Source organism: Bacillota bacterium, from assembly GCA_024653485.1.
GTDB lineage: Bacteria > Bacillota > SHA-98 > UBA4971 > UBA4971 > UBA6256.
The window spans coordinates 132,354-158,279 of the sequence record JANLFY010000007.1 but is presented as its reverse complement, the minus strand read 5'-3'; the positions used below and the strand labels follow the sequence as shown (position 1 = coordinate 158,279).

22 protein-coding genes are annotated in these 25,926 nt (G+C 62.0%); 1 reads left to right on the top strand and 21 read right to left on the bottom strand.

Going from position 1 to position 25,926, the window contains the following annotated elements:
* Positions 1-16 precede the first annotated feature (16 nt).
* The 21 genes from NUW12_07490 to NUW12_07390 form a co-directional block, all read right to left on the bottom strand.
* Positions 17-490 (bottom strand): zf-HC2 domain-containing protein, encoded by a 474-nt coding sequence (locus tag NUW12_07490; protein MCR4402615.1) that lies wholly within the window; start codon positions 488-490, stop codon positions 17-19.
* Positions 491-496: 6 nt separating this feature from the next.
* Complete coding sequence (locus NUW12_07485) at positions 497-1,102, bottom strand: sigma-70 family RNA polymerase sigma factor (GenBank protein MCR4402614.1); 606 nt, start codon at positions 1,100-1,102, stop codon at positions 497-499.
* Between the two features lie 394 nt (positions 1,103-1,496).
* Positions 1,497-3,941 (bottom strand): ATP-dependent Clp protease ATP-binding subunit, encoded by a 2,445-nt coding sequence (locus tag NUW12_07480; GenBank protein ID MCR4402613.1) that lies wholly within the window; start codon positions 3,939-3,941, stop codon positions 1,497-1,499.
* Between the two features lie 5 nt (positions 3,942-3,946).
* On the bottom strand, positions 3,947-5,014 hold the full coding sequence (locus NUW12_07475) for a protein arginine kinase (protein MCR4402612.1): 1,068 nt from the start codon (positions 5,012-5,014) through the stop codon (positions 3,947-3,949).
* 12 nt (positions 5,015-5,026) lie between these two features.
* Complete coding sequence (locus NUW12_07470) at positions 5,027-5,551, bottom strand: UvrB/UvrC motif-containing protein (protein ID MCR4402611.1); 525 nt, start codon at positions 5,549-5,551, stop codon at positions 5,027-5,029.
* A gap of 69 nt (positions 5,552-5,620) precedes the next feature.
* Entirely contained in the window at positions 5,621-6,082 is a 462-nt protein-coding gene (locus NUW12_07465) for a CtsR family transcriptional regulator (GenBank protein ID MCR4402610.1), read from the bottom strand.
* A 373-nt stretch (positions 6,083-6,455) separates the two neighbouring features.
* Complete coding sequence (locus NUW12_07460; GenBank protein MCR4402609.1) at positions 6,456-7,022, bottom strand: methylated-DNA--[protein]-cysteine S-methyltransferase; 567 nt, start codon at positions 7,020-7,022, stop codon at positions 6,456-6,458.
* A 120-nt stretch (positions 7,023-7,142) separates the two neighbouring features.
* Positions 7,143-7,841, bottom strand: a complete 699-nt coding sequence (locus tag NUW12_07455; protein MCR4402608.1) for a Crp/Fnr family transcriptional regulator — start codon at positions 7,839-7,841, stop codon at positions 7,143-7,145.
* A 72-nt stretch (positions 7,842-7,913) separates the two neighbouring features.
* Positions 7,914-8,726 (bottom strand): FecR family protein, encoded by an 813-nt coding sequence (locus tag NUW12_07450; protein ID MCR4402607.1) that lies wholly within the window; start codon positions 8,724-8,726, stop codon positions 7,914-7,916.
* Positions 8,727-9,055: 329 nt separating this feature from the next.
* A complete protein-coding gene (locus NUW12_07445; GenBank protein ID MCR4402606.1) occupies positions 9,056-10,846 on the bottom strand; it encodes an adenylate/guanylate cyclase domain-containing protein in 1,791 nt (596 codons plus the stop codon).
* Between the two features lie 229 nt (positions 10,847-11,075).
* On the bottom strand, positions 11,076-11,402 hold the full coding sequence (locus NUW12_07440) for a cyclic-di-AMP receptor (GenBank protein MCR4402605.1): 327 nt from the start codon (positions 11,400-11,402) through the stop codon (positions 11,076-11,078).
* Positions 11,399-12,823 (bottom strand): MFS transporter, encoded by a 1,425-nt coding sequence (locus NUW12_07435; GenBank protein ID MCR4402604.1) that lies wholly within the window; start codon positions 12,821-12,823, stop codon positions 11,399-11,401. The genes NUW12_07440 and NUW12_07435 overlap by 4 nt, the downstream gene beginning before the upstream one ends.
* A gap of 14 nt (positions 12,824-12,837) precedes the next feature.
* Positions 12,838-13,905, bottom strand: coding sequence for a flippase-like domain-containing protein (locus NUW12_07430; GenBank protein MCR4402603.1), 1,068 nt, complete (start codon positions 13,903-13,905; stop codon positions 12,838-12,840).
* Positions 13,902-15,254, bottom strand: coding sequence for a radical SAM protein (locus tag NUW12_07425; GenBank protein ID MCR4402602.1), 1,353 nt, complete (start codon positions 15,252-15,254; stop codon positions 13,902-13,904). Before NUW12_07425 ends, NUW12_07430 begins: the two co-directional genes overlap by 4 nt.
* Before the next feature lie 41 nt (positions 15,255-15,295).
* Positions 15,296-15,460 carry a hypothetical protein gene (locus NUW12_07420; GenBank protein MCR4402601.1) on the bottom strand — a complete coding sequence of 55 codons (165 nt, stop codon included), beginning with the start codon at positions 15,458-15,460 and terminating at the stop codon, positions 15,296-15,298.
* Positions 15,461-15,510: 50 nt separating this feature from the next.
* Positions 15,511-16,785 (bottom strand): transcription termination factor Rho, encoded by a 1,275-nt coding sequence (gene rho / locus NUW12_07415; GenBank protein MCR4402600.1) that lies wholly within the window; start codon positions 16,783-16,785, stop codon positions 15,511-15,513.
* A gap of 463 nt (positions 16,786-17,248) precedes the next feature.
* Positions 17,249-18,877, bottom strand: a complete 1,629-nt coding sequence (locus tag NUW12_07410) for a CTP synthase (protein MCR4402599.1) — start codon at positions 18,875-18,877, stop codon at positions 17,249-17,251.
* A gap of 33 nt (positions 18,878-18,910) precedes the next feature.
* The gene (locus tag NUW12_07405; protein MCR4402598.1) at positions 18,911-19,645 is read right to left on the bottom strand and encodes an MBL fold metallo-hydrolase; all 735 of its coding nucleotides are present in this window, start codon (positions 19,643-19,645) and stop codon (positions 18,911-18,913) included.
* A gap of 12 nt (positions 19,646-19,657) precedes the next feature.
* Positions 19,658-20,395, bottom strand: coding sequence for a hypothetical protein (locus NUW12_07400; protein ID MCR4402597.1), 738 nt, complete (start codon positions 20,393-20,395; stop codon positions 19,658-19,660).
* Positions 20,396-20,426: 31 nt separating this feature from the next.
* On the bottom strand, positions 20,427-22,121 hold the full coding sequence (gene argS, locus NUW12_07395) for an arginine--tRNA ligase (protein ID MCR4402596.1): 1,695 nt from the start codon (positions 22,119-22,121) through the stop codon (positions 20,427-20,429).
* Positions 22,122-22,270: 149 nt separating this feature from the next.
* Positions 22,271-23,542, bottom strand: a complete 1,272-nt coding sequence (locus NUW12_07390) for an insulinase family protein (protein ID MCR4402595.1) — start codon at positions 23,540-23,542, stop codon at positions 22,271-22,273.
* A 496-nt stretch (positions 23,543-24,038) separates the two neighbouring features.
* Between NUW12_07390 and NUW12_07385 the strand changes: the two genes are divergently transcribed.
* Positions 24,039-25,721, top strand: a complete 1,683-nt coding sequence (locus tag NUW12_07385; GenBank protein ID MCR4402594.1) for an ABC transporter substrate-binding protein — start codon at positions 24,039-24,041, stop codon at positions 25,719-25,721.
* The last annotated feature ends 205 nt before the right edge of the window (positions 25,722-25,926 follow it).

Genomic DNA, 25,926 nt, shown 5'->3' with positions numbered 1-25,926 from the left:
ACCCCTCCTCTTTTGTCTAGAACCCCGGCAGGCCAACGCGGACGAGCGCGAGCGCAGCCAGCCTTCCCGCGAGCTGATTGAGGCTCAAGGCGTGCGCCATGCCGGCCGCAGCAAGCCAGAGCACCAGCCCCGAGGCCACGAGCGCCTCAGCGGGGCATTCCACCACGGGGCCTATGACGTCATCTGCCCAACGGCTCACTTTCGCGGCCAAGCTGCGAAGCCCTCGCCCTTCCTCAGCCCTCCGCCGGGCGAGCCGTGCGATTTGCGCGGCGTCGAGCGCCGCAGGCGGCTCACTGCGCAGCGCCCTCACCGCAAGGGTCACCTCTCTCAGGTGCTCCGCAGCCTGCCTGCACGTCTCGCACGTCCTGATGTGAGCCTCCACAACCTCGCGCTCTGGTCCGCCGAGCCCTTCCTCCGCGTATGCCAGGACCGCTCGCTGGAGGTCGCGGCAACGCAGACGACTGCGTTTCCGCTGAATGAATCCGCCCACGCACTATCACCCTTGTACGTAACTTCGAAGTTTCTCTCGCAAAGCCTTCTTGGCATAGAACAACCTCGACATGACCGTGCCCTCCGGGCAGCCCAGCGCCAACGCTATCTCCCTGTAGGATAGACCCTCGATGTCGCGCAGGACGACTACAGACCGGTAGTACTCAGGCAGCGACAGCAGGGCCTGCTTTAGCCTGGCACGAAGCTCAGCAGCTTCCGCCTCCCGCAGCGGGCTCCCGGAAGGGTTATGCGTACCTGCGGGACTGCCCGAAGCGATCGGGATCTGCCTCCCCTGAACGCGGCCTTCCACGTCAACCGAGTCCAAAGACACCGTGTCAGGACGCCTTCGGCGCCGCCTCAGATAGTCGGCGCACAGGTTGATCGTGATTCGGTAGAGCCACGTAGAGAACGCCGACTCCTCACGGAACTTGTGAACCGACCGGTAGACCCTCACGAACGCTTCCTGCGTGATGTCATCGGCGTCATCAGGGTCCCCGCTCATCTGATACGCGATGCTCCACACTCGCCGGTGATAGGCCGCGACCACCTCCTCGAACGCCGCCTCGTCCCCGGCACGACATCGCCGTATGAGGGCTCCGTCGGGTGTTTCCACTCCCGCGACCCTCCCCACTCCTGCCCCACACCGCACCCATTTGTTTGGACGCAACGGGAGCCAGGTTATTCAAGAAAAGGGGGATCGGTCACGAGGTTCGCCGCTTCGAACAAGATCCCTGTCGCCAAAAAGCGCGAACCAGCGGGGCGACTCCTCACCCACAGAGGTGAGCGCGTGCCCGGCTGGTCCGCCTGGCGTCTCGCAGCGCGTTACGTGTCCAGATGTGTCGTGGTTCGTCGCGGCATGTCAGAAGCTGTCCCGCCTGGTCGGGAGGTGCGAACGGCCCTGGCTTCCCGAGACACGCCTTGTCCAGCGGACCCCCTCTTGGGCCCCGCCGGTTTCGAAGCGGCCCTCGCCGTCCGACCGACGAGCAGGCCGTCGTCCCTGCCTCACTCTACTCGCGGCCCACCGCAACCCCTTGCTTCTTCTCCACGACGATGGCCCCTTCTTTGACCGTCACTCTCACGGTGTCGCCGTCCTTGACGTACCCTTGGAGCAGCTCTTCCGACAGCCTGTTCTCGACCATGCGCTCGATGGTCCTCCTGAGCGGACGCGCTCCGAACTCCCTGCTGAAGCCCTCCTTGGCGAGAAGCTCCTTGGCTTCGTCTGTCACCTCCAGGTGAATGTCGTGATCTCTGAGCCTCGCTTCTACGTCTTTGAGCTGCAGGTCCACGATCTGCCTGATCTGCTCCGGCGTCAGCGCACGGAACACTATGACCTCATCCACCCTGTTCAGGAACTCGGGCCTGAAGGTCCGCCTGAGCTCCGACGTGATCTTCTCCTTCATCCGTTCGTAGCTGTAATCCTCGTCCTCGCGTGCGGTGAACCCCAGCTTGGACTCCCGGTCTATGAGGTTTGCGCCGACGTTCGAGGTCATTATGACGACGGTGTTGCGAAAGTCCACGGTCCGTCCCTTGCCGTCGGTAAGCCTCCCGTCTTCGAGCACTTGGAGCAAGACGTTGAAGACATCCGGGTGTGCCTTCTCGATCTCGTCGAACAGAACCACGGAGTACGGTCGTCTGCGCACCCTTTCCGTCAGTTGACCTGCCTCCTCGTAGCCGACGTAGCCCGGAGGAGCGCCGATCAGCCTGGAGACAGTGTGCCTCTCCATATACTCGGACATGTCGAAGGCTATCATGGCGTCCTCGTCCCCGAAGAGCGCCTCGGCGAGCGCCCTAGCTAGCTCCGTCTTGCCCACGCCCGTCGGACCGAGGAAGATGAACGATCCGATCGGGCGTCTGGGGTCCTTCAGCCCGGCACGCGCTCTGCGGATCGCCCTCGCGAGAGCCTCAACCGGCTCGTCCTGGCCGATGACCCTCTTGTGCAGAATCTCCTCCAGCTTGAGCAGGCGTCGGGTCTCTTCCTCCGCCAGCTGCGCGACGGGGACACCCGTCCACGAGGACACGACCTGGGCGATGTGCTCGGCCGTGACCGTGGCCTCTGCCATGCCGCGCTTGCTCTGCCATTCGTTCTTCCTCGCGTCGATCTCTTCCTTGATCTTCTGTTCCTTGTCCCTTAGGTTCGCCGCCTTCTCGAACTCCTCGTTCTTGATGGCCGCTTCCTTTTCCGTCCTTATCCTGTTGAACTCGTCCTCGAGCTTCTTCAGATCCGGCGGCTCTATCGTGGTCGCAAGCCTGACCTTCGAGGAAGCCTCGTCCACCAGGTCGATGGCCTTGTCGGGCAGGAACCTGTCTGTGATGTAGCGATCCGCAAGACGCGCCGCTGCCCGAAGCGCCTCATCGGTGATCTTCACGCGATGGTGGGCTTCATACCTGTCCCGGAGTCCTTCCAAGATGGCTATGGTCTCATCCACCGTCGGCTCACCGACCATGATTGGCTGGAACCGCCTCTCGAGGGCGGCGTCCTTCTCCACGTACTTGCGGTACTCATCGATGGTCGTCGCGCCGATGCACTGAAGCTCACCCCTGGCAAGCGCGGGCTTGAGGATGTTCGCGGCGTCAATGGCCCCTTCGGCGGCTCCCGCGCCGACTATCGTGTGCATCTCGTCTATGAAGAGCACGACATCCCCCGATGCCCTGATCTCGTCCACCACGCGCTTGAGACGTTCCTCGAACTCCCCCCTGAACTTCGTGCCAGCCACCATCGATCCCATGTCGAGGGCGATGACGCGCTTCCCGCGCAGCACTTCGGGCACGTCGCCGCGGGCCACGTTCTGAGCCAAGCCCTCAACGATGGCGGTTTTGCCGACTCCAGGATCGCCTATGAGGACCGGGTTGTTCTTGGTCCTCCGGCTCAAGACCTGAATGACCCGTTCGATCTCCTTGGCTCGGCCGATGACTGGGTCCAACTTACCCTCTTCCGCCATTGCAGTAAGGTCCCGCCCATACTGATCGAGGGTGGGCGTCTTGTGCGCCTTCCGCCCCTTCGCCGCGGCACCAGGGGCCTCTCCTAGGAGACCCACGACCTCCTTGCGGACTTTCTCAAGGTCCGCCCCGAGGCTGGTGAGCACCTGCGCGGCCACACCCTCGCCCTCCCGGATCAGCCCTAGGAGGATGTGCTCAGTGCCGATATACCCCTGGCCGAGCTGCCGTGCTTCCGCCATGGCGAGCTCGAGCACTTTCTTCGCGCGTGGTGTGAGCGTCAGCATGCGCACGCGTTCCGGATCGCCCCGGCCCACCATGCTCTCCACCGCTTCCCGCACGTTGTCGAGGTTTATGCCCAAGTTTTGAAGGGCACGGGCGGCGATACCCTGACCCTCTCCGACCAGCCCGAGCAGGAGGTGTTCCGTGCCGACGACATCGTGGCCGAGTCGTCTCGCCTCCTCCTGGGAGAGTTGAAGGACCCGCTGCGCTCTTTCGGTGAGTCCTCCGAACATCATCATATCTATCTCCCTTCCTTCCTGGCCCTTATCTTCTCTCTTATCAACGCGGCCCGTCGCACGTCTCTCTCATGCGGTGCAAGCTCCCTACCCATAATCCTTTGAAGATAGGCCGGTTGAGTGATGACCATGAGCTCGTTCAAGGTCTTCGCCTCAACGTCGGGGAGCAGCCCGGCCTCAACCCCAAGCCTGACGTCCGAGAGAAGCCCCAGAGCCTCCTGGGATGTCATGAGCCGAGCGTGGGACAGGAGTCCGTACGCCCTGTTCACCTTGTCCTCGAGCTGGTCTCTCCTCTCGCGCACCAGCTTCTCGCGGACGCTGCGTTCTTGATCGATGATCTGCTTGGTGACGCCCGCGAGGTTGTCCACCAACTCGACTTCGGGCCGGCCGAGGGTCACCTGATTTGAGAGTTGAAAGACATTCCCCGTTGCCTCAGAGCCTTCACCGTACAAGCCTCTCACCGCCACCCCGACATTGGAGACAGTGGCCAGCACCCGCCCCACTTGACCCGTGGTGGTGAGGGCGGGCAGATGCACCATGACCGAGGCGCGAAGCCCTGTGCCCACGTTGGTGGGACAGGCGGTGATGTACCCCAGCCTGTCGTCGAATGCGTAATCCACGGCGCCCTCGAACGCGTCGTCCACCTGGCTCGCCAACCGGAGGGCCTCCTTGAGCTGCAGCCCCGGCAGAAGCGCCTGGATGCGAAGATGGTCTTCCTCGTTTACCATCACGCTCACCGTCTCGTCAGGGCGTATCGCGACCAGGCGATGCTTCGCCCCCTGCGCATGCTGCGGACTGATGAGGTGCTTTTCCACCAGGATCTGCCGGTCGAGGGCGGGTGTCTCGGACAAGCGGATCACCACGAGGTCCGTCAGGCCCTTCGATACCCGGATCGCCTTTTGGGCATATTCCACGACCTTCGCGAGGTCCGCCTCGGATGCTTGATGCGGAAAGGGAACGCCCGCGATATTCCTGGCGAGCCGTACGCGCGAGCTCAGTACCACGTCGGCGGACGGGGCGTCCGCTTGCATCCACGCACTGGACGTCCTGTCTATTATGTCTCCGAGTGACACGTTCGCACCTCCCTAGGATTCGTCCGCGAGGGCTTTCTCAAGGGATCGGATCCTGTCGCGGACTTTCGCAGCCTCTTCGTACTGCTCCTTGGCGACCAGCCTGGCTAGCTCCGCACGCAGGTTCTCGAGCTCCCGTCTCTTGCCAGTCACGGCACCCGTCCTTCCCGGGACCTTCCCAGTATGGCGAACGCTGCCGTGAACTCGCCTGAGCAGCGGCTCGAGCCGCGGCCGGAACTCGTCGTAGCACTCAGGGCATCCAAGAAACCCCGTGTTGCGGAATTCGGAGAAGTCCAGGCCGCATCCCCTGCAGCGGTTCGTTACGCTGCTCGGAAGGCTCACGGGCCCCGCGAAACCCGGGTCATGCTGCAGAAGTCCCGCGAGAAGGCTCGGGAACGAGAACTTCGGCTCGGTAAAGAAGTCGAGCTCGCCCTTCTCGCGCGCGCATTGCTCGCAGAGGTGCGATTCGGTCTTCGTTCCATTGACAATCTTGGTCAGATGGACGTTCGCCGGCCTCTTTCCGCACTCGTCGCACACCATAGTCTACACCTCCATCCCACGCACGTCGCCTGCCTGCACCGGCGGCAGGCCACCGGTTCCACACCAGTTCTACTCCTTGAGCAACAACATCACCATGGCCTTTAGCAGGCTGGCCCTGACCGTCCCTCGGTAACTCGGGTGGAGCCTAGCCGTCTCGCGCTCGAGCACGGCTTTCACGAACGCACGCTCCCCCTCGTCGAGAAGGCCTTCGTCCTCAAGTCTCACAAGTATTGCGTCTGCGCGCCTCTCCGTGATCTCGTCGCCGATCTCCTCTTCGATCAGCGACGCTCGGTCCTGGCTCGGCCGGAAGGACAGTCGGACTATTCGAATGTAACCGCCGCCTCCCCTGCGGGTCTCCACGACGTAGCCCCTATCAGGGGTGAACCTCGTGGTGAGCACGTAATTGATCTGCGAGGGAACGCACCTGAACATCTCCGCCAGCTCGCGCCTCTGCAGCTCTATGATGCCCTCCTCGGCGCGCTCGAGAAGTCTCTTGAGATACGCTTCGATGTAATCTGCGAGGTTGCCCACGGATTTCCCTTCTCGAACTCGAAGTGCCGCAAGCTCGATGCGCCGCGAAGTTACCTCGTCTACCGCACCGTACCGGCAGGAACAACTAGGGAACGACTTTGACCTTTCCTGACCTTTCGAGCATATTATAACACCTCCGCTCCCGTACAATGCATCCTCAGACACCGGCCTTCTAGCGCCATGGGAAGCCGTGATCAAGGGTCTTTCCTTAAGCGGTCGTCACTGTGTTCCCTATCGCCTTCGCGCGCCCGCGCATGCGCTCGCACATTAGGATCGATCACGCCGGCCTTGGGAGCTGGGTGCTTGACAGAGAAGAGAAAGGCTGTGCGGCGTCTCATGTGACCGTCAGGCGCCCGTCTAGCCTCGTCCAGGCCTAGACGGGCACGGAGTCTCGCCGCAAGGACGAGGAAACGCGCCGCTCGTGGGCTAGGAGCCACTCCTTGAGGTCGAGACCTCCTCCGAACCCCACGAGCGCCCCGTTCTTTCCAACCACGCGATGACACGGGATCACGATGGGCAGCGGATTCAGGGCGAGGGCTCTCCCCACTGCCCTCGCAGCACGGGGTCTTCCTATCGCCGCCGCGACCTCTCCATATGACGCCGTTGCTCCGTACGGGATCCTTCGGGTCTCCTCCAGGACTCGTCTGACGAATCCGCTCGAAACGAGGTTGATCCTGAAGTCGAAGATTTCCCGAACGCCGCCGAAATACTCGTCAAGCTGATGGTGGAACGCCGCGTGCTCGGTCGTGGCGGGGACGAGAGCAGCATTCGGGAACGAAAGCGCCAGCCATGCCAAGAACCCGGTCTCTCCCTCGGCAGGCAGGCTCACCTTCACGAGGCCATCGATGCTCGACGCGAGCCGCAGGACCCCCACAGGAGACTCCGCCACGGAGTAGAAAACGCGCTCGACCCTGCAGCATTTGGTGGATGGCGAATCCATGGACATGCCCCCCAAGAGGCAGCGCCTCAACTTCGGTCTAGATCGTCATTCGACTCGGAAGCCCTTCTCCCTTCCGACGCGTGAGCAAACGCAAGTCAACTATCGTCCTTTCCGATCGTGTCACGTCACCAGGCGGCGAAGGGCATCCTCGTCCCTGATGACCACCCGCTTGTCGTCCCCGACGCTCACGAGCCGGCTCTCCTCGAGCTCGGCGAGCACCCTGGTGACCGTCTCTCTCGTTACCCCGGCGTAGTTCGCAAGCTCCTGGTGAGTTAGCCTCAGCTTGATGCGCACTCCCACGCCCGCCTTTTCACCGTGGGCTTTGGCGAGTTGCAGCAGGGCATCGAAGATCCTGCCCCGAGCGTCGCGGAACGCGAGGCGCTCCAAGTCCTCGTTGGTCCTGCGCAGGCGTTCGGCGAGCGCGAGTGCGATGTCGGTGGCCAGCTCGGGGGCGCTTTTCATCAAGGCAAGGAACGCCTCTCTGTCTATGACCAGCACCTCGCAGCTCGATAGAGCTTGCGCCGCCGCCGACCTTGGCGCCCCGTCGAAAATGCTCATCTCGCCGAAGAAATCCCCGGCCTTGAGGATGGCGAGGGTTTTCTCGCGTCCGTCTTCAGACACCTTGAAGATCTTTACCGCACCTGCGGCGATTATCAAGAGAGAACCACCAGGCTCGCCCTCGAAGAAGATGGGGCAGCCTCGGTCGTAACGACGCCTGCGCGCTATTCCTGAGATCCTCTCCAGGCTTTCCCGATCCAGGCCGCTGAAGAGGGGCACGGCGCCCAGAATCCCCACTGCCTCCACGCGTTGACCCACCACACACGACCCCCCTGCCCCCCGGCCTGCGCCAGTCGCGCCATTCGCAAGACACGTTCGTCCGCTGCCGCGTCGCTAGTTCTCAGCCTGCGACTTTCCGCCAGGATGACTGCCCGCTGAGCTGGGGGCATTCCCTCTGTGCTGGCCCTGTTTGCCCGCCTTGCCACCGGCCCCGCCGCCGTCATTCCCGAAGCTCTCATCCTCGTCATCGCCTTCGTCCTCGTCCTTGAACCGCTCGCGTTTCTCCGCCCATGCCCGCTTCTCTTCGCTGTCCATAGGCTCCGGCTTCTCGGGAACCCGGCCGCGTTTCACACGCGTGGCGTACCCCTCCGGGACGGTCACAGCCACGCCGCTCCCGAACACACTTACGGCTCCTGATGCCACAGATACCGTAGTGCAAAGCTGATCGTGAACCCACACACTGAAGTGCGTCCCGCGCACCCCGACCACGGCACTGGGCGTTTCGATGATGAGCCCCGCACCGCCCGGCATCACAACCGGCTTCACCTTCGCCCACAACCTGCCTATGAGCAGTCGCAAGTATAGGAGCGAGTCGAATCGAACCTCGCAGTCAGGCCCGAGAGTCACAAAGCCACCACCCACCAGGCCGAGCGACGCCCATGAGCCGGCGCCGCATCTAACGCGGTCTCCAGGGCGAACGAGGCAGCCCACCGCGGCAGGAACCCACTCTGAGCACCTTGCGGGAAGACGCTCGCACGTTCCCTCTATCCTGGTTACCACAGCGACGGCCCCTGTTCCCGCGGTTTGCGCATGAGCCCCTGCCCAGTGCTCGCCGCCCAACAGCGCGCAAACGGACGCGAGCACGAGGACGAGACCAACCGCCCTCGTCCGGCAGCGGGCGCGTGGCGTTCCGTTTGAGCGCGTCATCGTCCCCCTCCCCCTCCCCCTCCCGGTCCCCATCCCATTCCATTCCATTCCATCCCATCCTAGCCCAGCCCAGCCCAGCCCAGCCCAGCGAGGTGTCGCCCGCGTCGCCGCGCCGTCTCGCACGGACCGGAGCCGAGCCAGAACCTCGCCTCCAGGTGTCACCCACCCAGCGTGCCGGTCTCGAGGCGAGCACCCCGGCTTCGCGCCGGAAAACGAAGGGAAAACGCAGGGCCCCCGACGCAGACCCTCCCACTTGTACAATGGCTCCACAGGGTTGCCGCATCTGTGATCGTCATCACCAAACCATCCTGAATCGCCTTTTCCCGCCGTCACACGAGTTCGTACACCTCAACCGGCGCCGACCGCCCCCGTATTTCAAGAGAACCGACTCTGCGAGAGGCCATCTCCCCGCGTATGGCCCTCTGCGCTCGTTCGCACACGAGGACTTGCCCGGGCAACGCCATGCCTTCCAATCTTGCGGCAAGGTTCGCTACGTCGCCGATCGCGGTGTAATCCATCCGGGCGACCGTGCCAATGTTGCCGACCACGGCCTCGCCCGAGGCAACCCCAACCCCCACGCTCAACCTGACATCATTGCGGCACTCCCCGGCTCCGTCTTCAGCCCCTGCCGCTTTCGCAGCCACCCGAGGGCACGCCTTGACGATGGCAGCCGCGGCCCTGGCCGCCCGCACGGCGTGATCCGGCTGAGGCACGGGAGCCCCGAAGACGGCCATGACCCCGTCCCCCGTGAATTTGTCGAGCATGCCCCCCTCTCTGAATATGGCCTCCACCATCACCGAGAGGTAGGCATTGAGGACCTCCACCACCCGTTCAGGGCTCTCTCTCTCCGCAAAGGAAGTGAAGCCGCGGATATCCGCGAACAAGATCGTCACTTCGAGCCGCCTTCCCCCGAGGGCTTCCTCGCCCTTGGCTCTCAGAATCACGTCCACCACTGCGGGCGAGAGGTATCTGCCGAGCGCAGCCCTGACCCTAGCTCTTTCAGCTTCGGCGCGCGCGTAGGATGCCACAAGATGGCGCCCTAGCACAAGGAACAGGATCGCCAGGAAGGGCACGGGGTCTATCCAGGCGTTCGCTTTAGCGAAGAGGACCACACACGAGGACACGATGCAGGCCGCTCCGGCGCCCGCTACTGCAGCCGCGGTTTCGGGCCGGAGTCCCTGGAACGCCGCCGCCAACGCAGCTGAGAGCACCAGCAAGGGCAGCGCTCCGAGCGGCTCGAGAGGCTCGCGCACGAGGAGGCCTTCGAGAATCGCCTGAACTGTATTGGCGTGTATCTCCACCCCCGGAAGCGGGCTCCCCGCCGTCGCGAGAGGCGTGAAGTAGAAGTCATGCAGGCCTTGCGCCGTCACTCCCACGAGGACGATCTTTCCCTGGAGCTCTCCCGGCGCGAACTCGCCGCGAAGGACCTGGTAGTAGGGAAGCGTCGTGTAGCGAGCGCCTCCGGGCGAGCCGGACGAATATCGAACGAGAACGCGACCGGTCAAGTCCGTTGGAATGGTCATGGAGCCGAGCCGGACGCCACACGAACCAAGGGATACCTGGGATGAGGAAAGTCCTAAAAAGATCCTGACGACCTCCACGTCAAGGGAATAGCGAACCCGTCCCCCGTCCACGACGGCCGGAACGTGGCGACGCAGAACGCCGTCCACGTCTGGAACCGCTATCACGCTGCCCATCGCCGCCGCACTCGCGAGAGCGGCGTACGGCGGTTTTCGTGCTCCGGCGACGTGAAAGACTCGGGACCCAACCGGCAGGACCTTGCTCTCGGCGTAGAAGGGAAACACAGCCAATCCAAAGGCTTTGGCTGCTCTCGCCAAAGCCTCGTCGGCCTCGGAGTCACCGGACTCATCCGGCATCAAGACATCGAACCCTACAGCTCCCACTCTCTCCCGCGTCAGGATCTCGAGTAGCTTCGCATGGTGAGATCGCGGCCACGGCCACGGCCCGAGCTCCTCGATGGACCTCTCGTCTATGGCGACGATGACGACGCGGGGCGTCGGTCCCGGCCCTGGCGCCAGGCGGTGGCATAGATCATACGCCGCAAGCCCCGAGCGCTCCCCGACAGGCATGCGGTCTAGAACGAAGACGACCGCTGCCATGAGGAGCCCCGCGGCTACGGCGCGCAAGCGCTGACGCGTATTGCCATCAGCCCGTGATGAGACTCTCATAACTGGGGTTTTCTACGGCCCTGCTCTTCACTCCTGCCGGGTCACACTTCCCCTTGCCCTTCCCGACGCTCCGCGCTCCCTACGGTGAGGCTTTCATCCCAGCGAAGCGGCCAACCAGCTCTCTGGGGAAGAGCGATTCCGGAAGTCTGCCCATCCCGGACTACACTCTGATGAAACTCTCGACTCTCGTGACGAACACTATGGCGCCTCCTGCCTGTACTTCGACCGGCACCCCGGCAAGCGGCATTTGACCCGTCACCGGAGTGAACTGCGGGGCAGCCTCGATCCTCCTAGGGCAACACTCGGCGATGACGTCGATGACTTCCTGAACCCTTTCATCCGCGACTCCTATCAGGAACGTGGTGTTGCCCTCACGCAGGAAGCCGCCCGTGGACGCGAGCCGGGTGGCACCGATGTGCCTTTCAGCAAAAGCGTCGAGGAGAGCAGGAACATCACCGTCTCTCACAATTGCGAACACCAGCTTCATGACTCGGACCCCTTCCTGCCGGAGCTTGCCGCGAGCCCACGACTGGCCCATCGCACCCGCGGCACCCTCGGAACCACGCGGATCGGGAGATCCATGATCCTGGATAGGAAGAGCAGAGACACCAGGCGCACACAAGTCCCCGCGTAGAAAGTCGAGTGGACATCGAACGTCCTGTAGAACAGATCGCCCAGGAAGGGCGCCACGAAGGACGCCACGTTGATCATCATGTTGAACGCCGCGACCGCGCTCGCGCTCCTGCCGGGCTTTGCGTAGGCAAGAGCGAGGTTGAACACGGTGAGGTTGAGCCCGCCTAGGCAGAATCCTGATATAGCCTGCATCAAGTATAGGTATGACACGGACCTCGAGAGCATGTAGGTCGCGGGGAAGACCGCCAGCCCGGTCATGCAGATGAGCAAGACCACCCTGTTGCCGTGGCGGGACACCACTTTCCCCCAATAAACCGAGCTTACAACCGTGGCGATCCCCGCGAGCGTCGCAAACGCGCCTATGGTGGCGTTGGAGAGCGACAAGACCTCAACGTGGTATATCGGCCACATGGCCGCGGTGAACCCGAATCCGAACCACAGCATGAAGCAACTGAGTGAGAAGAACTTGAACTTCTGTCCATATTCCTCGTCGCAGAGGAGGTCTTTCACGCGAGAGACGATTCCCAGTCCCTTGCCGGCTGCACCCTTCTCGGGCGGCACCACTTCCCGCATCCGCGACATGAACCCTATCCCGATCGCGGCGAAACAGGCTGCCGCCAGGAACAAGATCATGTAGTTGGCTGGAAAGGTCACCATGTCCAGGAGATACCCTGCAGCTAGGGTCCCGAGAACGCCGGTGACACCTACGTACATGTTCCGAAGGCCGAATACCTCGCCCCGCCGGTTCTCGGGAAACATGTCACCCATCATCGCGGTCCAAGCCACGCCGGCTATCGCACCAGGGAGCGACATGAGTGTGACGACGGCGACGAGCGCCCCTGCCTTCACTCCGGGAGGGGCGGGCAAGAGCGGGATGAACGCAAGAGGCACGTACAGCAGCCTGTGCAGCCCCGCCCAAACGAGAACCACCGGCAGACGGGCTCTACACCTCTCGACCAGGCTCGCGGCAGGAAGAAAGACGATGGCGTTCGCCAGGGCTGGCGCGGAGGTAAGGAGGGCAACGAGAAAGCTCGACGCCCCCAAGGCGAGCGCGTACACGCCCAGGAAGGGGTTCACGAGGCCGAATGCCATGTTCGTGGCCATCCCCTCCAGCGTCGTGTAGATGAAGTTGTGGCGGACCAGGCTCACCGGCCGCGCCCGCCGGCCGAGCGCCGGGGGCACCGACCCGCGTCGAACCACCCGCGGTCCGTCGAGCGCCCGCCCTTCCCGCTCCGCGGCGGGCCCGCTGAAGCCAAGCGTTCTACCGATAGCCATGTTACCCTGCACCTTCAGCCAGTAGACTTTGTCTTTCCGCGACCCCCACGGGCGCGCCCGTGAAGGCAGCTTGCCGCGACCGTCACGGCTCCGACGAGGAGGGTGAGGTAGTACGTGAGGCCCCTCCACAGGAGCACGAACACACCGAGAAGCCTGAAAGGCACTATGGACCCGAAGAGCACCGCCAGGCTCGCTTCGGCAGCTCCGCTCGAGCCAGGGGTGGGTGCGTACGCCGCCGCGAGATAGAATATCCCGGCTATGCCCGCCGTCTGGGCGAAGGGCGGATCCACTCCCAGGCCACGCAGCAGGAGAACGGGTATGGAAAATACCATCGCCCAGCTGAGCAGGCTCAATATGGAGACGGCGATCAGAGCGGGCCGCCGCTGTCGAACAAACATCCTGAACGCCGCCTGGAAGTCCCGGACTTCCGTCTTCACCCTCTCAAGGAAAGAGTCCGCGGCATGAGCAGGAACGAGTCGCCTCGCGTACCTGCTGCGCACTACGCGGCCGAGGACTGCACCGACCGACGCGGGATACACCGCGAAAAAACCCATCAGCGCCAGTACCAAGACGTAGAGCGTCACGCCGACGAACAGCGCGGCCTCCACCCCTCCGGGAAGGTCCCACGATCTCCTGCCCACAACGTACCACACTGGGAACACGAGCGCCAGAGCAAGCCTGGCGAGGGAACTGACTATCGTCTTCATCGCGACGACCGCGGTGGATTCACCTGCCCCGATGCCGTGACGATGCAAGAGATACACTTGGAGCGGCTCGCCTCCCGTCTCAAACGGCGTCACGCACGAGACGAACGCTCCCATGAGGGTTATCCGAAGGGCGCTCCACAACCCAAGCCTGCCGCCGAGCGCTCTCACGAGCGTCTCCAAGCGGACCGCCTCGAGGATCCAGCCGACCGCCACCAACAGTCCGGCAGCGGCAAGAGACACGCGGTCCACGCGAAACAGGTTTGACCAACCTTCGCGCCCTCCGGTGATGCGCATGATGAGAAAGACGGCAATAGAACTGAGAAGGACGGCACCGGCTGCTCCGCGCACAAGGCTTCGTGTGCTTCTCGGCTTCATCGGCTCAGCCATTTCCTCCCGCCTTTCGTGCGTGACTCCTCAAGACGTGAGACCTCCTCGCGCGACGGCGTGAAACTGCCCACCCGTAGCCCTGGGCACCTCTCCCTGAGCTCCTTGATGAAAGCGCCTATTCCGAGCACACGCCCCTTCGGACTCGGGAGCGCGGTAGTGAGTACGTCGGGATCGATGTTCAGGTTTCGCAGCTGAACCATGTCCACTTCGGCCCCTGCGATGAGGCCGCACAAGGCGTCCAGCTCTTCCTCACGATCTGTGAGGCCGGGAAACACGAGGAGGTTGAGCGACACGAAGACTCCGCTGGCCTTCGCGACACGGATCGAAGCCTCGACGTCCGACATGTCATAGCCGCGGGGCCGGTGATACGCATTGTATACCTCATGCCTCGCGCTGATGATGCTCACTCTCATGCTGTCAATGCCCGCTTTGCACAACTTCGCCACGCCGTCCGTGAGCCCTGCGCTTGTGTTCACGTTTATGAGACCTCTCCCTTGTACCTCCGCCCTGACGCGCGCGACGGAGCGGGCTATGAGATCCGCCTGAAGCAGGGGCTCCCCCTCACACCCCTGTCCGAAACTCACTATGGCGTGAGGAGAGTCGCAAAGATGGGTCATTGCGACCTCGACTATCTCGTCTTCCGTCGGAATGAAGTCGATTCGGTTCTGGGGAGACGGACAGCACTCCGCAGGCTGGAGTGAAATGCACCCGATGCACGAAGCCGGGCAATCGGGCGACACCGGTATCCCTGCTTCCCAGCGGCGATAGAACACGTTCTGCGCCGTGAAACAGCTGTATTCCATGGAGCACTTGGCGAGCTGCCTCAGGATTCTGTTGTCCGGGTGAGCCTGGAGCCTTTCCTCGACGAGCGACTTGAGCTCTCCCGTATTGTAGTTGCTAGGGTCCCACCTCCAAGGGTCGTCCGTCTTCAGCGCTGCCACCCATAACCCTCTCTCTCCCATTCCCACGGCGGCGTATCCATAGAGCGGAAGAACCCTGCCCATCCGTCCGTTGGGCCCACCATCTACCACATAGGCTGGCAGAAGCGTGCGCGTGAAACCGGCCGGTAGAAGCGCCGCCACCGCCCACCCAGGGATCTCGTCGCCCCGCCCCCGCGACGTCTCAGGCTCGAGCCACAGCGCCAGCGCCTCACCCGAGGCCGGGTCCATCCCGACAGCCTGACGCCCCGGTAGCTCGACAAGGGAGGATCCGCGCGGCAGCGGAGTTGTGTCTTCCTTCCGTACCTCCCACATCTCGTCCCACGAGCGGCCGAGGGCCGCGAGATCCCTTTCGTCGAACATGTTTCCCGAGCCGTCTGCGTAGAGAGCTCTAATCACTGAGCCAGATCCTCTGTTTCGATCCGGGCAACCAGGCCACTTCACCGAGGCCGCACTCGAACGTCCTGATCCCCCGGGTAGTCTCGCGGGACAATTATACCTTCACGGATGATGTCCCGCAAGGACGCCCCGACCAACGTATCGTCGTCCCGTACCGCCCCGTACACGAAAAGGCCACCCAGGGCGATGACGTCGAGGGCGCTCACCATCGCGCCTCGCGCTCGCTCGCCCGGGCGTCCTGGACGCTGCTTCGAACCTAACTCAGCGCTCTCACGTTCTCGGCGAACGACGACTTCACCACTAGCTGGCGAAACTCTTCGTTGTTCTTCGTGTGGTGGAGCCTTTCCAGCATGAGCTCGGTCATCTCCGCCGTGCCGAGGTTCCCCATCGCCCTGCGGAGGAGGTACATCATGTCCAGCTCTTCCTCGGTCAAAAGAAGCTCCTCCTTACGCGTTCCGGACCTGTTTATGTCGATAGCGGGAAAGATCCGTCGCTCCGCAAGTTTTCGATCTAGATGGAGCTCCATGTTGCCGGTGCCCTTGAACTCCTCGTAGATCACGTCGTCCATTCGGCTCCCCGTCTCGACGAGGGCCGTCGCAAGGATCGTGAGGCTGCCCCCCTCCTCGATGTTGCGCGCCGCGCCGAAGAACCTCTTCGGGCTCCGGAGCGCGTTTGGATCAAGGCCTCCCGACAGCGTGCGCCCGCTCGGCGGCTCTACCAGGTTGTACGCTCGTGCCAGCCGCGTGACGCTGTCCATGAGGATCACGACGTCCTTGCCGTGCTCCACCAGCCTCTTCGCGCGCTCGAGGACCATTTCAGCTACACGGATGTGATTCTCCGGGGGGAGATCGAAGGTCGAGCTCGTTACGAGGCCCTTGACCGACCTCTCCATGTCGGTGACCTCCTCGGGACGCTCATCGACGAGCAGCACCAAGAGCTCGACTTCGGGGTGATTGGCCGTTATGGCGTTGGCAATCTTCTTGAGGACCGTGGTCTTGCCGGCCTTGGGAGGTGATACTATGAGGCCTCGCTGGCCCTTGCCCAATGGGGCTATGAGGTCGATCATCCGGGTGGTTATCTCCCTCGGAGTCGTCTCCAATCGCATCCGCTCGTTTGGGTATATGGGCGTGAGGTCCTCGAAGAACAATCTCCTCGTCGCCATCTCGGGGTCTGTTCCGTTCACCGCCTCCACTCGCAACAGCGCGAAGTACTTCTCGCTTTCCTTGGGCGGCCTCACCTGGCCTGATATCATGTCGCCCGTACGCAAGGCGAATCGCCTGATTTGTGATGGAGACACGTATATGTCATCTGGACTCGGGTTGAGACCGGCCACTCTAAGAAAACCAAAGCCCTCGGCCATGATTTCGAGAATCCCCTCGGCGAAAATGAGGCCTTCCTTCTCGGCTCGGACTTTCAGGATCTCGAAGATGAGCTCCTTCTTCCTGAGCTTGGTTGGGCTCGCGATCCCGAGGTCTCTGGCGATCTCATAGAGATCGTGGATGGTTTTCGCCTCTAGGTCGCTGATGTTCATGGGCTCCTCGGGAACACCCTGTCCGTTTCGTGCCATCGGGTTATCCAGTCCTTTCGTTGCGGATTCTTGCAGCCCCGTCCCGTTTTGAGCGCCGGACGCCGCCCGGCTTCGGAACCGCGCCACACCATGGGAACAACCCTTTGGGTGTCGCATTACTGGAAAGGTCTCAGCAGGATACAATTAAGGAATCACTTGAAAAGGATGACAATGTCAACAGCATGGTGCCTGATGAAAACACGCAGCGTCAAAGGAGGCCTGGTCACATCGGTACTATAGCATTGCCAAGGGGACCATGCAAAATCCGAGTGTGCCTCTTGTGACACCAGGGCACCCGCCCATTCGCCATGGGGCCGGAAGGCCCGAAACGTAAATCGTGGGGTGGAATGAAGAACCCACGCTGTTATTTCGCCTCGCCGACGGAAGTTCCTGCCGCCTCGCGCCCGGCATGTTCCCGAGCCTGGCCTCAGCCCTTCACGCCGCGTCTGGCTGCCGACCTCTCGAGCGCCGCAGCCAGAAAGCCTTTGAACAAGGGATGTGGCCGGTTCGGCCTGGACTTGAACTCCGGATGGAATTGGGTGGCCAAGAACCACGGGTGGTCTCTGGCCTCGACTATCTCCACCAGACGTCCGTCGGGAGACAGGCCCGTCGCCCACAGCCCCGCTTTCTCGAGAACGTCCCTGTACCCGTTGTTCACCTCAAACCTGTGGCGGTGCCTTTCGTACACCAGTTCCTTGCCGTACGCCGCCATGGCGAGGGATCCCGGCACCAGCCTGCACGGGTATGCACCCAGCCTCATCGTGCCACCCATCTCCTCCACGCCTTTCTGCTCCGGCAGCAGATCTATCACGGCGTGAGGGGTGTCGGGGTCGAACTCGAAGCTGTGAGCCCTCTCCAGACCGCACACGGATCGAGCGAACTCGATGACCGCGCACTGGAGACCCAAGCACAAGCCGAGGTACGGGACGCCGTTCTCCCTCGCGTACGTCGCCGCCAGGATCTTGCCCTCAACCCCCCTGCATCCAAATCCGCCGGGGACGAGGATTCCGTCGGCCGCGCGAAGCTCCTTCTCGACGCTCTCGGCCTCGAGGCGCTCTGAGTTGACCCACACGACCTTGACTTCTGCCTGGTGAGCGATGCCGGCATGGCGCAAGGCCTCCACGACACTAAGATATGCATCCGGGAGGGTGACGTACTTGCCCACGATCGCGACGGACACTTGTCGACTGGGGTTCAAGAACGTATGGACCATCTCGCGCCATTCTCTGAGGTCACTTTGGCCGGCAACGCTTGCGAGGTTGAGCCTGTCTATGACAATGTCGTCCAGTCCCTCGCGCTCGAAGATGAGGGGGACCTCGTATATAGTCGCGGCGTCCACGTCTGGGATCACCGCCTGTTCATCTATGTCGCAAAACAGTGCGATCTTGGACTTGATCTCGTCGGAGAGAGGACGCTCGGACCTACACACGATGACGTCTGGCTGAATTCCTATGCTCCGCAGCTCCTTCACACTGTGCTGGGTGGGTTTCGTCTTGAGCTCGCCCACGGCGCCGATGTAGGGGACGAGCGTTACGTGGATGTACATCACGTTCTCACGGCCAAGATCGCTGCGAAGCTGCCTTATTGCTTCCAGGAAGGGGAGTCCCTCGATGTCTCCTACCGTCCCTCCCACTTCGACGAGCACCACGTCGGCTTGAGACTCCTTGCCGACTTTCGTTATCCTTGACTTGATCTCGTTGGTGATGTGCGGTATGACCTGCACCGTGCCTCCGAGGAAGTCGCCCTTGCGCTCGCGGCTTATCACCGACCAGTAGATCATACCCGTGGTGACGTTGTTCGGCCTGCCCAGATCCACGTCGATGAATCTTTCGTAATGGCCCAGGTCGAGGTCTGTCTCGGCGCCGTCTTCCGTCACGAACACCTCACCGTGCTGATAAGGGCTCATAGTGCCGGGATCGACGTTGATGTAGGGATCCAACTTTATCGCGGTCACTTGGAGGCCCCTGCTCTTGAGAAGGCGCCCGATGGACGCGGCGGTGACGCCTTTGCCAAGGCCGGAGACGACCCCGCCGGTTACGAACACGTACTTTGCCAAGTCCCTTGCTCCCTTCCGCATCTGGTCCACTAGCTATTCGTAGTTGAGCACGTATACCGCAGTGCTCTCAGGCAGCGAGCTCGCCCTGAACCCTACCTCGTTCGTATCCAGCCTGGTCACGTTCGCGAAGCTCGCCACGAATTTGTCTACGGTCGCGATGGGAAAGCCCACAACAGGCGTCTTGTAGTGCATGGGTATGACCACCTTGGGCGACGTCGCCTCCACCAGCCGTTTGGCGCCCGCGGCATCGATGGTGTACGTGCCACCCACGGGCACCAGAAGGACGTCCACCCTCCCGATCTCGCTCAATTGCTGCTTCGACAGGTCGTGGCCGATGTCGCCCATGTGCACCAGCCTGATGCCGTCCGCTTCCACCACGAATATCCCGTTTGGCCCGCGTTTCGCTCCTCCCTCGGTGTCATGGAAGCTCGCCACGGAGTAGATCCTGCCGCCAGCCTTCTCCCACCTGCCCCCACCTTTCAGAACGACCGGATTCCCTCGGGCGACCTTTACGTTGTTGTGATCGAAGTGGTCGTGGCTCGAGGTCACGACGTCCGCCTCGACCTGCGGCAAGGGATATCCCACGGTTGCATCGAAGGGGTCTGTCAGGATCCTCACGCCACTCGACGTGGTGATGAGGAAACACGCGTGCCCGAACCATCTCACCTTGAGCTCGCCGCCCGACGCAGCTCGAGCCCTCGCAGCACCTGCCAAGAGGCATGCTGCCGAGACAATCGCCGCTCCCAGCAAAACGATCTTCTCAACCACAGGCACACCTCCTCACATGGGGAACTCCTCGCGATCTGGTGGATCCTCTTCGGAGAGTCGCTCGTCGTCAGCAATCCCATACTTATCGAAAAGCACCCGGGTGGCGCGAACGCGTGTCAGGGCGATCAATCCCATGTACATCAGACATAAGGCCGGAGCGATCACCACGCATAGGACCGTGACAGCCGCCTCGAATACCATGACGATCAGCGAGTAAAAGGGGTTCGCGAGCGCAAGGAGCGCCGCTCTCTTGAACACCTTGCGGAACCCGGTATCTTGCTGGACCATTATGGCGAGCAGGTACGGCGTCATCATGACGAGGAAAAGCAAGGCGTACAGCCACAATCCGCCAATGAGCTTGAATACGGCACCCGGCCTTGAGACGAACCAGATGATATCGATCACGATTACCGCCAGCAGCCCGACGTGGGCGGCCTGGATGGCCAGAGAGCGCAGGGCGAACCTTCTCAGGCCTTCCAGGAAATCGCGGACCGAGACGTCGCGTCCTCTTACGATAAGCGACATCACGTGAAAGGCCGCCCCTTGAGGCGGGGCGGCAAGCACTACGATCGCTGGCACCATGAGAATGAGGGACTTCACGATTGGGCTCAAGAGGAGCGCACAAATGGCGAACCACCCAAACCACGCAAGGCTCACGAGCACCGCAGTGCCGAGGTATCCGTAGGCGTCCTTCACCGACGTCCCCACGACGGCACCTGCCCTCAATACCTCGTCTCTTGGTCCTGACATCGTGACCTCCATGTGCCGGCACGTCGTCCGCCTACATCTTCTCTGGAGCGGAGATGCCGAGGATGCCGAGGCAGTTCCGAAGGACGATGCCCACCGCCCCGGAAAGCGCGAGCCTTGCCGATGTCAGGCCGGCGTCGTCACCCATCACCCTACAACTATTGTAGAATGAATGGAACAATCCTGCAAGGTCCAGAGCGTACTTTGCCAGCCTGTTCGGGGCGCGGTCCTCGGCGCTCATGACGAGCTCGTCCGGGTACGCCGCGATCTTCCGGGCGATATCCAACTCGATCTCTTCCTGGAGACGTGATAGGTCCGCGCTCGCAGCCATATCGAGTTCGAAGCCGTTCTCCTTCGCCTGCCTGAAAATGCTGCAGATCCGCGCGTGAGCGTACTGTACGTAATAGACCGGGTTCTCTTGTGACTGACGTTTGGCGAGCTCGAGGTCGAAATCGAGATGACTTTCGATGTTGCGCATGAGCATGAAATACCGCACCGCATCGCGCCCGACCTCGTCGACGAGGTCGTCCATGGTCACGAACTCCCCGGCGCGTTTGGACATCTTCACTCGCTCGCCGCCCGACAGGATCGAGAGGAATTGCAGCAACAAGACCTCGAGACGTTCACCGGCGTACCCGAGTGCCTGGATTCCAGCTCTCGTCGGGACGACATGTCCGTGATGGTCAGGGCCCCAGATGTCAATGACGAGGTCGAATCCTCGGTCCAGCTTGTTCCTGTGGTACGCAATGTCGCCTGCCAAATACGTGTACTCGCCATCGCTCTTGACGAGCACCCTGTCCTTGTCGTCTCCAAACTTCGTGCTGCAAAGCCAGGTCGCGCCGTCCTTTTCGTAGACCATGCCTCTCTCACGAAGGATCCTCAGCACTTCCTGCTGGGCGCCGGCCTCAATCAACTTCCGCTCGCTGAACCATACGTCGAAGTCCACCCCAAAGCGCGCGAGCGACGCTTTCTGGCTCTCGAGCATTCTTGACAGTGCGAACTCACGGAAGAACCGAGTCCGCTCGGACGGAGTCATCGCACTCAACTCATCGCCGTGTTCCGCAGCCGCCTCGCGGGCTATGTCGATTATGTAGGAGCCTTGATAGCACCGCTCTGGGAAATCGACGTTCTCCCCCTGAAGCTGTCTGTATCGAAGTTCCACCGATTCTCCGAGCACCGCCACTTGATTCCCTGCATCGTTGATGTAGTACTCGGTGCTCACATCGTATCCTACCGTCTTCAGGATATTCGCGAGCGTGGCTCCGACCGCGGCCGCCCGAGCGTTCACCACGTTCATGGGGCCTGTGGGGTTGGCGCTCACGAACTCCAGTTGAACCTTCCTACCCCGCCCCACGTCGCTCTTCCCGAAGGCGGCTCCCGCCGCGAGCACGGCGCGGACGGTGTCTTCGAGCCACAGCCGAGACAACGAGAAGTTCATGAAGCCGGGCCCTGCGACCTCAACCCGCTGGATGTATCGAGTATTGCCGAGGCCATGCCGCAAGGACGCGGCTATGGCCTCTGCGATCTGTCTCGGAGGTCGACCCAGCCGCTTTGCGAGCACCATTGCAATAGTGGTTGCGAAGTCGCCGTGGGACTTGTCCCTGGCCATCTCCACGGGAACCTCGTGGTCTTGGACCCGCCCCACTTCGGCCCCGAGCTCGCTCGACGCTATCGCTCTCGCAACAGCGGCCCGGATCTCTCGTCGTACGTCTTCCGCTACGTTGTGCAAGGCTCCGTGTCCCTCCCCCGACTGCCCGTCGCCTGAAGCGTAACCGGCCGCGTGCGTGTCTTCCCTGCCCCGGACCGAACATCGGGCCCGAGAATTGCACCCCGCCTTCACCGCAGAGCATTCCGGGCTCAGACACACCCGTTTTCGTATTATAGCACAGACGACTTGAGCGCAGCAGCCATGTCATCCTCCTTTTCGAAGGGTCCAACCGCGGCAAGACAAATGTTCTCCTTCTTGAACAGGTCGGACGCGACCTCGGCGATGTCTTGGGCCGTCACCGCGTCTACCTTTGCGAGCACCTCGTCGACGGGAACGATCTGTCCCGTGAGCACCATGTGTTCTCCGTTTCTGAGAGCCAGGTTGAGGGTGTCCTCCAGCCGGAGTGCAAGCGCTCCCTTGTAGAAGTCTTTGGCCTTGCGAAGCTCCTCATCGGCGATGGCCTCGTCACGCATCCGGGCAAGCTGTTCAAGGATCACGCTCACCGCCGTGGCGCCCTTCGATGGGTCGACACCCGCATACACCCTGACGATCCCGGTGTCGAGGTAAGCGGAGTACTGAGACCCCACCGAGTACGCGAGACTCCTCTTCACCCTCACCTCCTGAAACAGCCTCGAACTCATCCCCCATCCGAGGATCACGTTGAGGATCTCCAACACGTAGCGCCGAGGGTGCAATCTCTCGTACCCGGGAAGACCGAGCGCGAGGTTGGCCTGTTTCGTGTCGCGCCGCTCGACCCTCGCGACAGGCCCCTTTGGGGCCGGCCGTGCAGGGACCAAGCCGCCTGGCTTTCCACCCGTTCGAGCCCCGAAACTTGCCTCCACCGCATCTCGTACGTCCTTCGCGCTCACCTTTCCCGCGACCGAGACAACCATGTTCCCCGGTCGGTACTGGGCTTCGAAGTATTCCAGCACCTGTTCACGGCTCATCGCGCTGATGACGTCCTCGGTGCCCGCCACGCTCCTGCCAAGCGGCTGGTCGGGCCAGACCATCTCCTCTAGAAGGATGTGGACCCACGAGTCAGGCCTGTCCCTAACCATCTTGATCTCCTCGATGACCACGCCGCGTTCTCGCTCCAAGGCTTCAGGGTCGAAGCGCGAGTGAAGGACCATGTCCGCGAGGACATCGAGGCCGAGCCCGAAGCTCTCCGAGGGCACTTTCACCAGGAAACACGTGGTCTCCTTGTTGGTGAAACCGTTTATCGTTCCTCCCACGCCCTCGATGGCCGCAGAGATCTTGAGATTGCTGTCCCGCTTCGCAGTCCCCTTGAAAAGCATGTGCTCTATGAAATGGGACACCCCGTTTACGCGGGCTTCTTCGTACCGGGCCCCAGCGCCGATCCAGATCGTCACTGCGGCGGATCTCATGTGGCCCATTTCCTCAGTCGTCACGCGAAGGCCGTTGTCTAGGGTTTCGACTGTCACCACAGCCACCGCTCCCCAGTTCCTTGTTCTCGGTCGATCATCACATGTCGCCGCGAGGGCGCGATTCCGCGGTCAACTGATTCCCTGAAACACGCCACACACGAAACGTGACCGTGCGCGCCTTGCGACCTATCGCCGAGTTGCCTGTGTCGTCTCTTAGGTTTTCCACTTCCGACAGGGATAACGCAGGGTCTCCCGGGTTTCACGTCGCAACACGCGTACACAGTGTTTCGACGTCCTGTCTGCATTCCCTCCACTCCCGGAGGAGTGTCAAAACTTGCTCAGCCAGAAGGAAATGCCCTCTAAACGCAGAATATTGATTGAAGTGGACACAATCTACGCTTACATTGATGTGTCTCGCCAGTGAAGGGAGGTGGATGCCGGCCGGGGCGTGAACCGATAATCGTTCCCGAGACAAGTTCCCAAGCTAGAGTGGCATCTTGAGTCTAGAGGGAATCTCAAGAGAGCGTATGCGAGTGATGAAGGAGGTAAAGCAATGTTCCGTAGAGGCCGCGTAGTAACCATACTGTTGCTGGTGGCTGTCCTCGTGTTGGGCGTGACGGCCCTGGCCGGCGGACAGGAGCAGAAGCCTAAGTACGGCGGCATCTGGAAGGACGCCCTCAACGCAGATCCCCCCGATCTCGATCCGGTCATGGCAACCGACACGACCTCAGCTGAGGTGGGGTACCAAATCTTCGAGACCCTTGTGGCCATCGACCCTGACGGAGAGATAGTGCCGCTCCTCGCTGAGTCCTGGAAGGCCTCTCCAGACGGCAAGACCTTCACGTTCAAGTTGCGCAAGGGTGTCCACTTCCACAAGACCACCGAGGGCGGCAAGCCCACCGCCAACGGAGGCCGGGAAGTCACCGCGGACGACTGGGTATGGACGTTCAACTACATATGCGACCCGAAGACCAACTCACCGAGAGCGTACTTCATAGACATGGTCAAGGGTTACAAGGAATTCCGCGAGGGCAAGGCCAGCTCCATCTCGGGCATCAAGGCCCTCGACAAGTACACGCTTCAGATTGAGACCACATACGCGTTCGCCCCGTTCGTAGCGGTTCTGAGCTACAACACCTTCGTCGTCCTTCCCAAGGAAGACGTGCTGAAGTGGGGCAAGGACTGGAACTTCCACGTCGTCGGCACGGGGCCGTTCAAGTTCGAGTCCTGGAGGCACGACGACAAGCTCGTGTTGTCCCGCAACGAGAATTACTGGATGAAGGACAAGTGGGGCAATAGACTTCCCTATCTCGACGGCATCGAGTTCAGGATCATCACCGACTTCACCATAGAGTGGACAGAGTACAAACTGGGCAATCTCTATGCCTCCCACGTGGATGACCCGTACTACCCCGAGGCGTCCAAAGGCCTCAAGGTCATCAACGGCGTGAAGACCGCCGTGAACGAGCTGGGCACATACCTCGAAAGGCCACAGCTCGGCACGTACTACTACGGCATGAACCAGACCCTTCCTCCGTTCAAGGACAACAAGTACTTGCGGCAGGCGTTCAACTACGCTATCAATAGACAGGCGCTCATCGACTTCGTCCTCAACGGCCGGGCGATGCCCGCCAAGGGCGTGCTCCCGCCGGGCATGTTCGCTTACAACGAGAACCTGAAGGGCTACAATTACGATCCGAAGATGGCCAAGAACCTGCTTGCGAAGGCCGGTTATCCGAAGGGACTGCAAGTGACGCTCCAGTACAACACCAGCCAGGGCCACAAGAGGATAGCCGAAGCCCTGCAGGCTCAGTTCGGACAGGTCGGCATCAAGATCGACCTCAAGAACGTTGACTGGGGTGCGCACCTCGATACGGCCGGCACCCAGGGTACGGTGCCCTTCTTCCGCATGGGTTGGGTTGTTGACTATCCCGACCCGGACAACTTCCTCTACGTGCTCCTCAACTCCGACAACTTCGGAGACCCGGGCAACTACACAAGGTATCACAACCCGCTCTTCGACGACCTGACGAAACAGGCCAGGTTGGCGACGGATCAGGAGGTCAGGAGGAAGCTGTACCAGAAGGCCGAGCAGATCGTGGTCGAAGACGCGCCGTGGGTGTTCATCTACCACTATACCAGCCACAACATGCTGAAGCCCTTCGTCCGCGGCTACAGGCTGCCGTCCTTCGGCCAGTACTGCAACAAGTTCACGGAGGTCTGGCTCGACCTGTAATCGGCTAGTTGCATCTTGTGGTCCCCAGGAGGTCGTCGCCTGCGATCCGTGCATCGAACCTGGCCTCTTGGGAGACGCGGAAGTTGGACGCGCCCCGCCGATGGGGAGGTCGATCCCACCCGTCGGCGGGGCATCACCCGAGGTCAGGTGGGCTTGGGCGTGCGACGGAAACAGGCCGCACCTGTGAGGGACCTGTGAGGGAAGG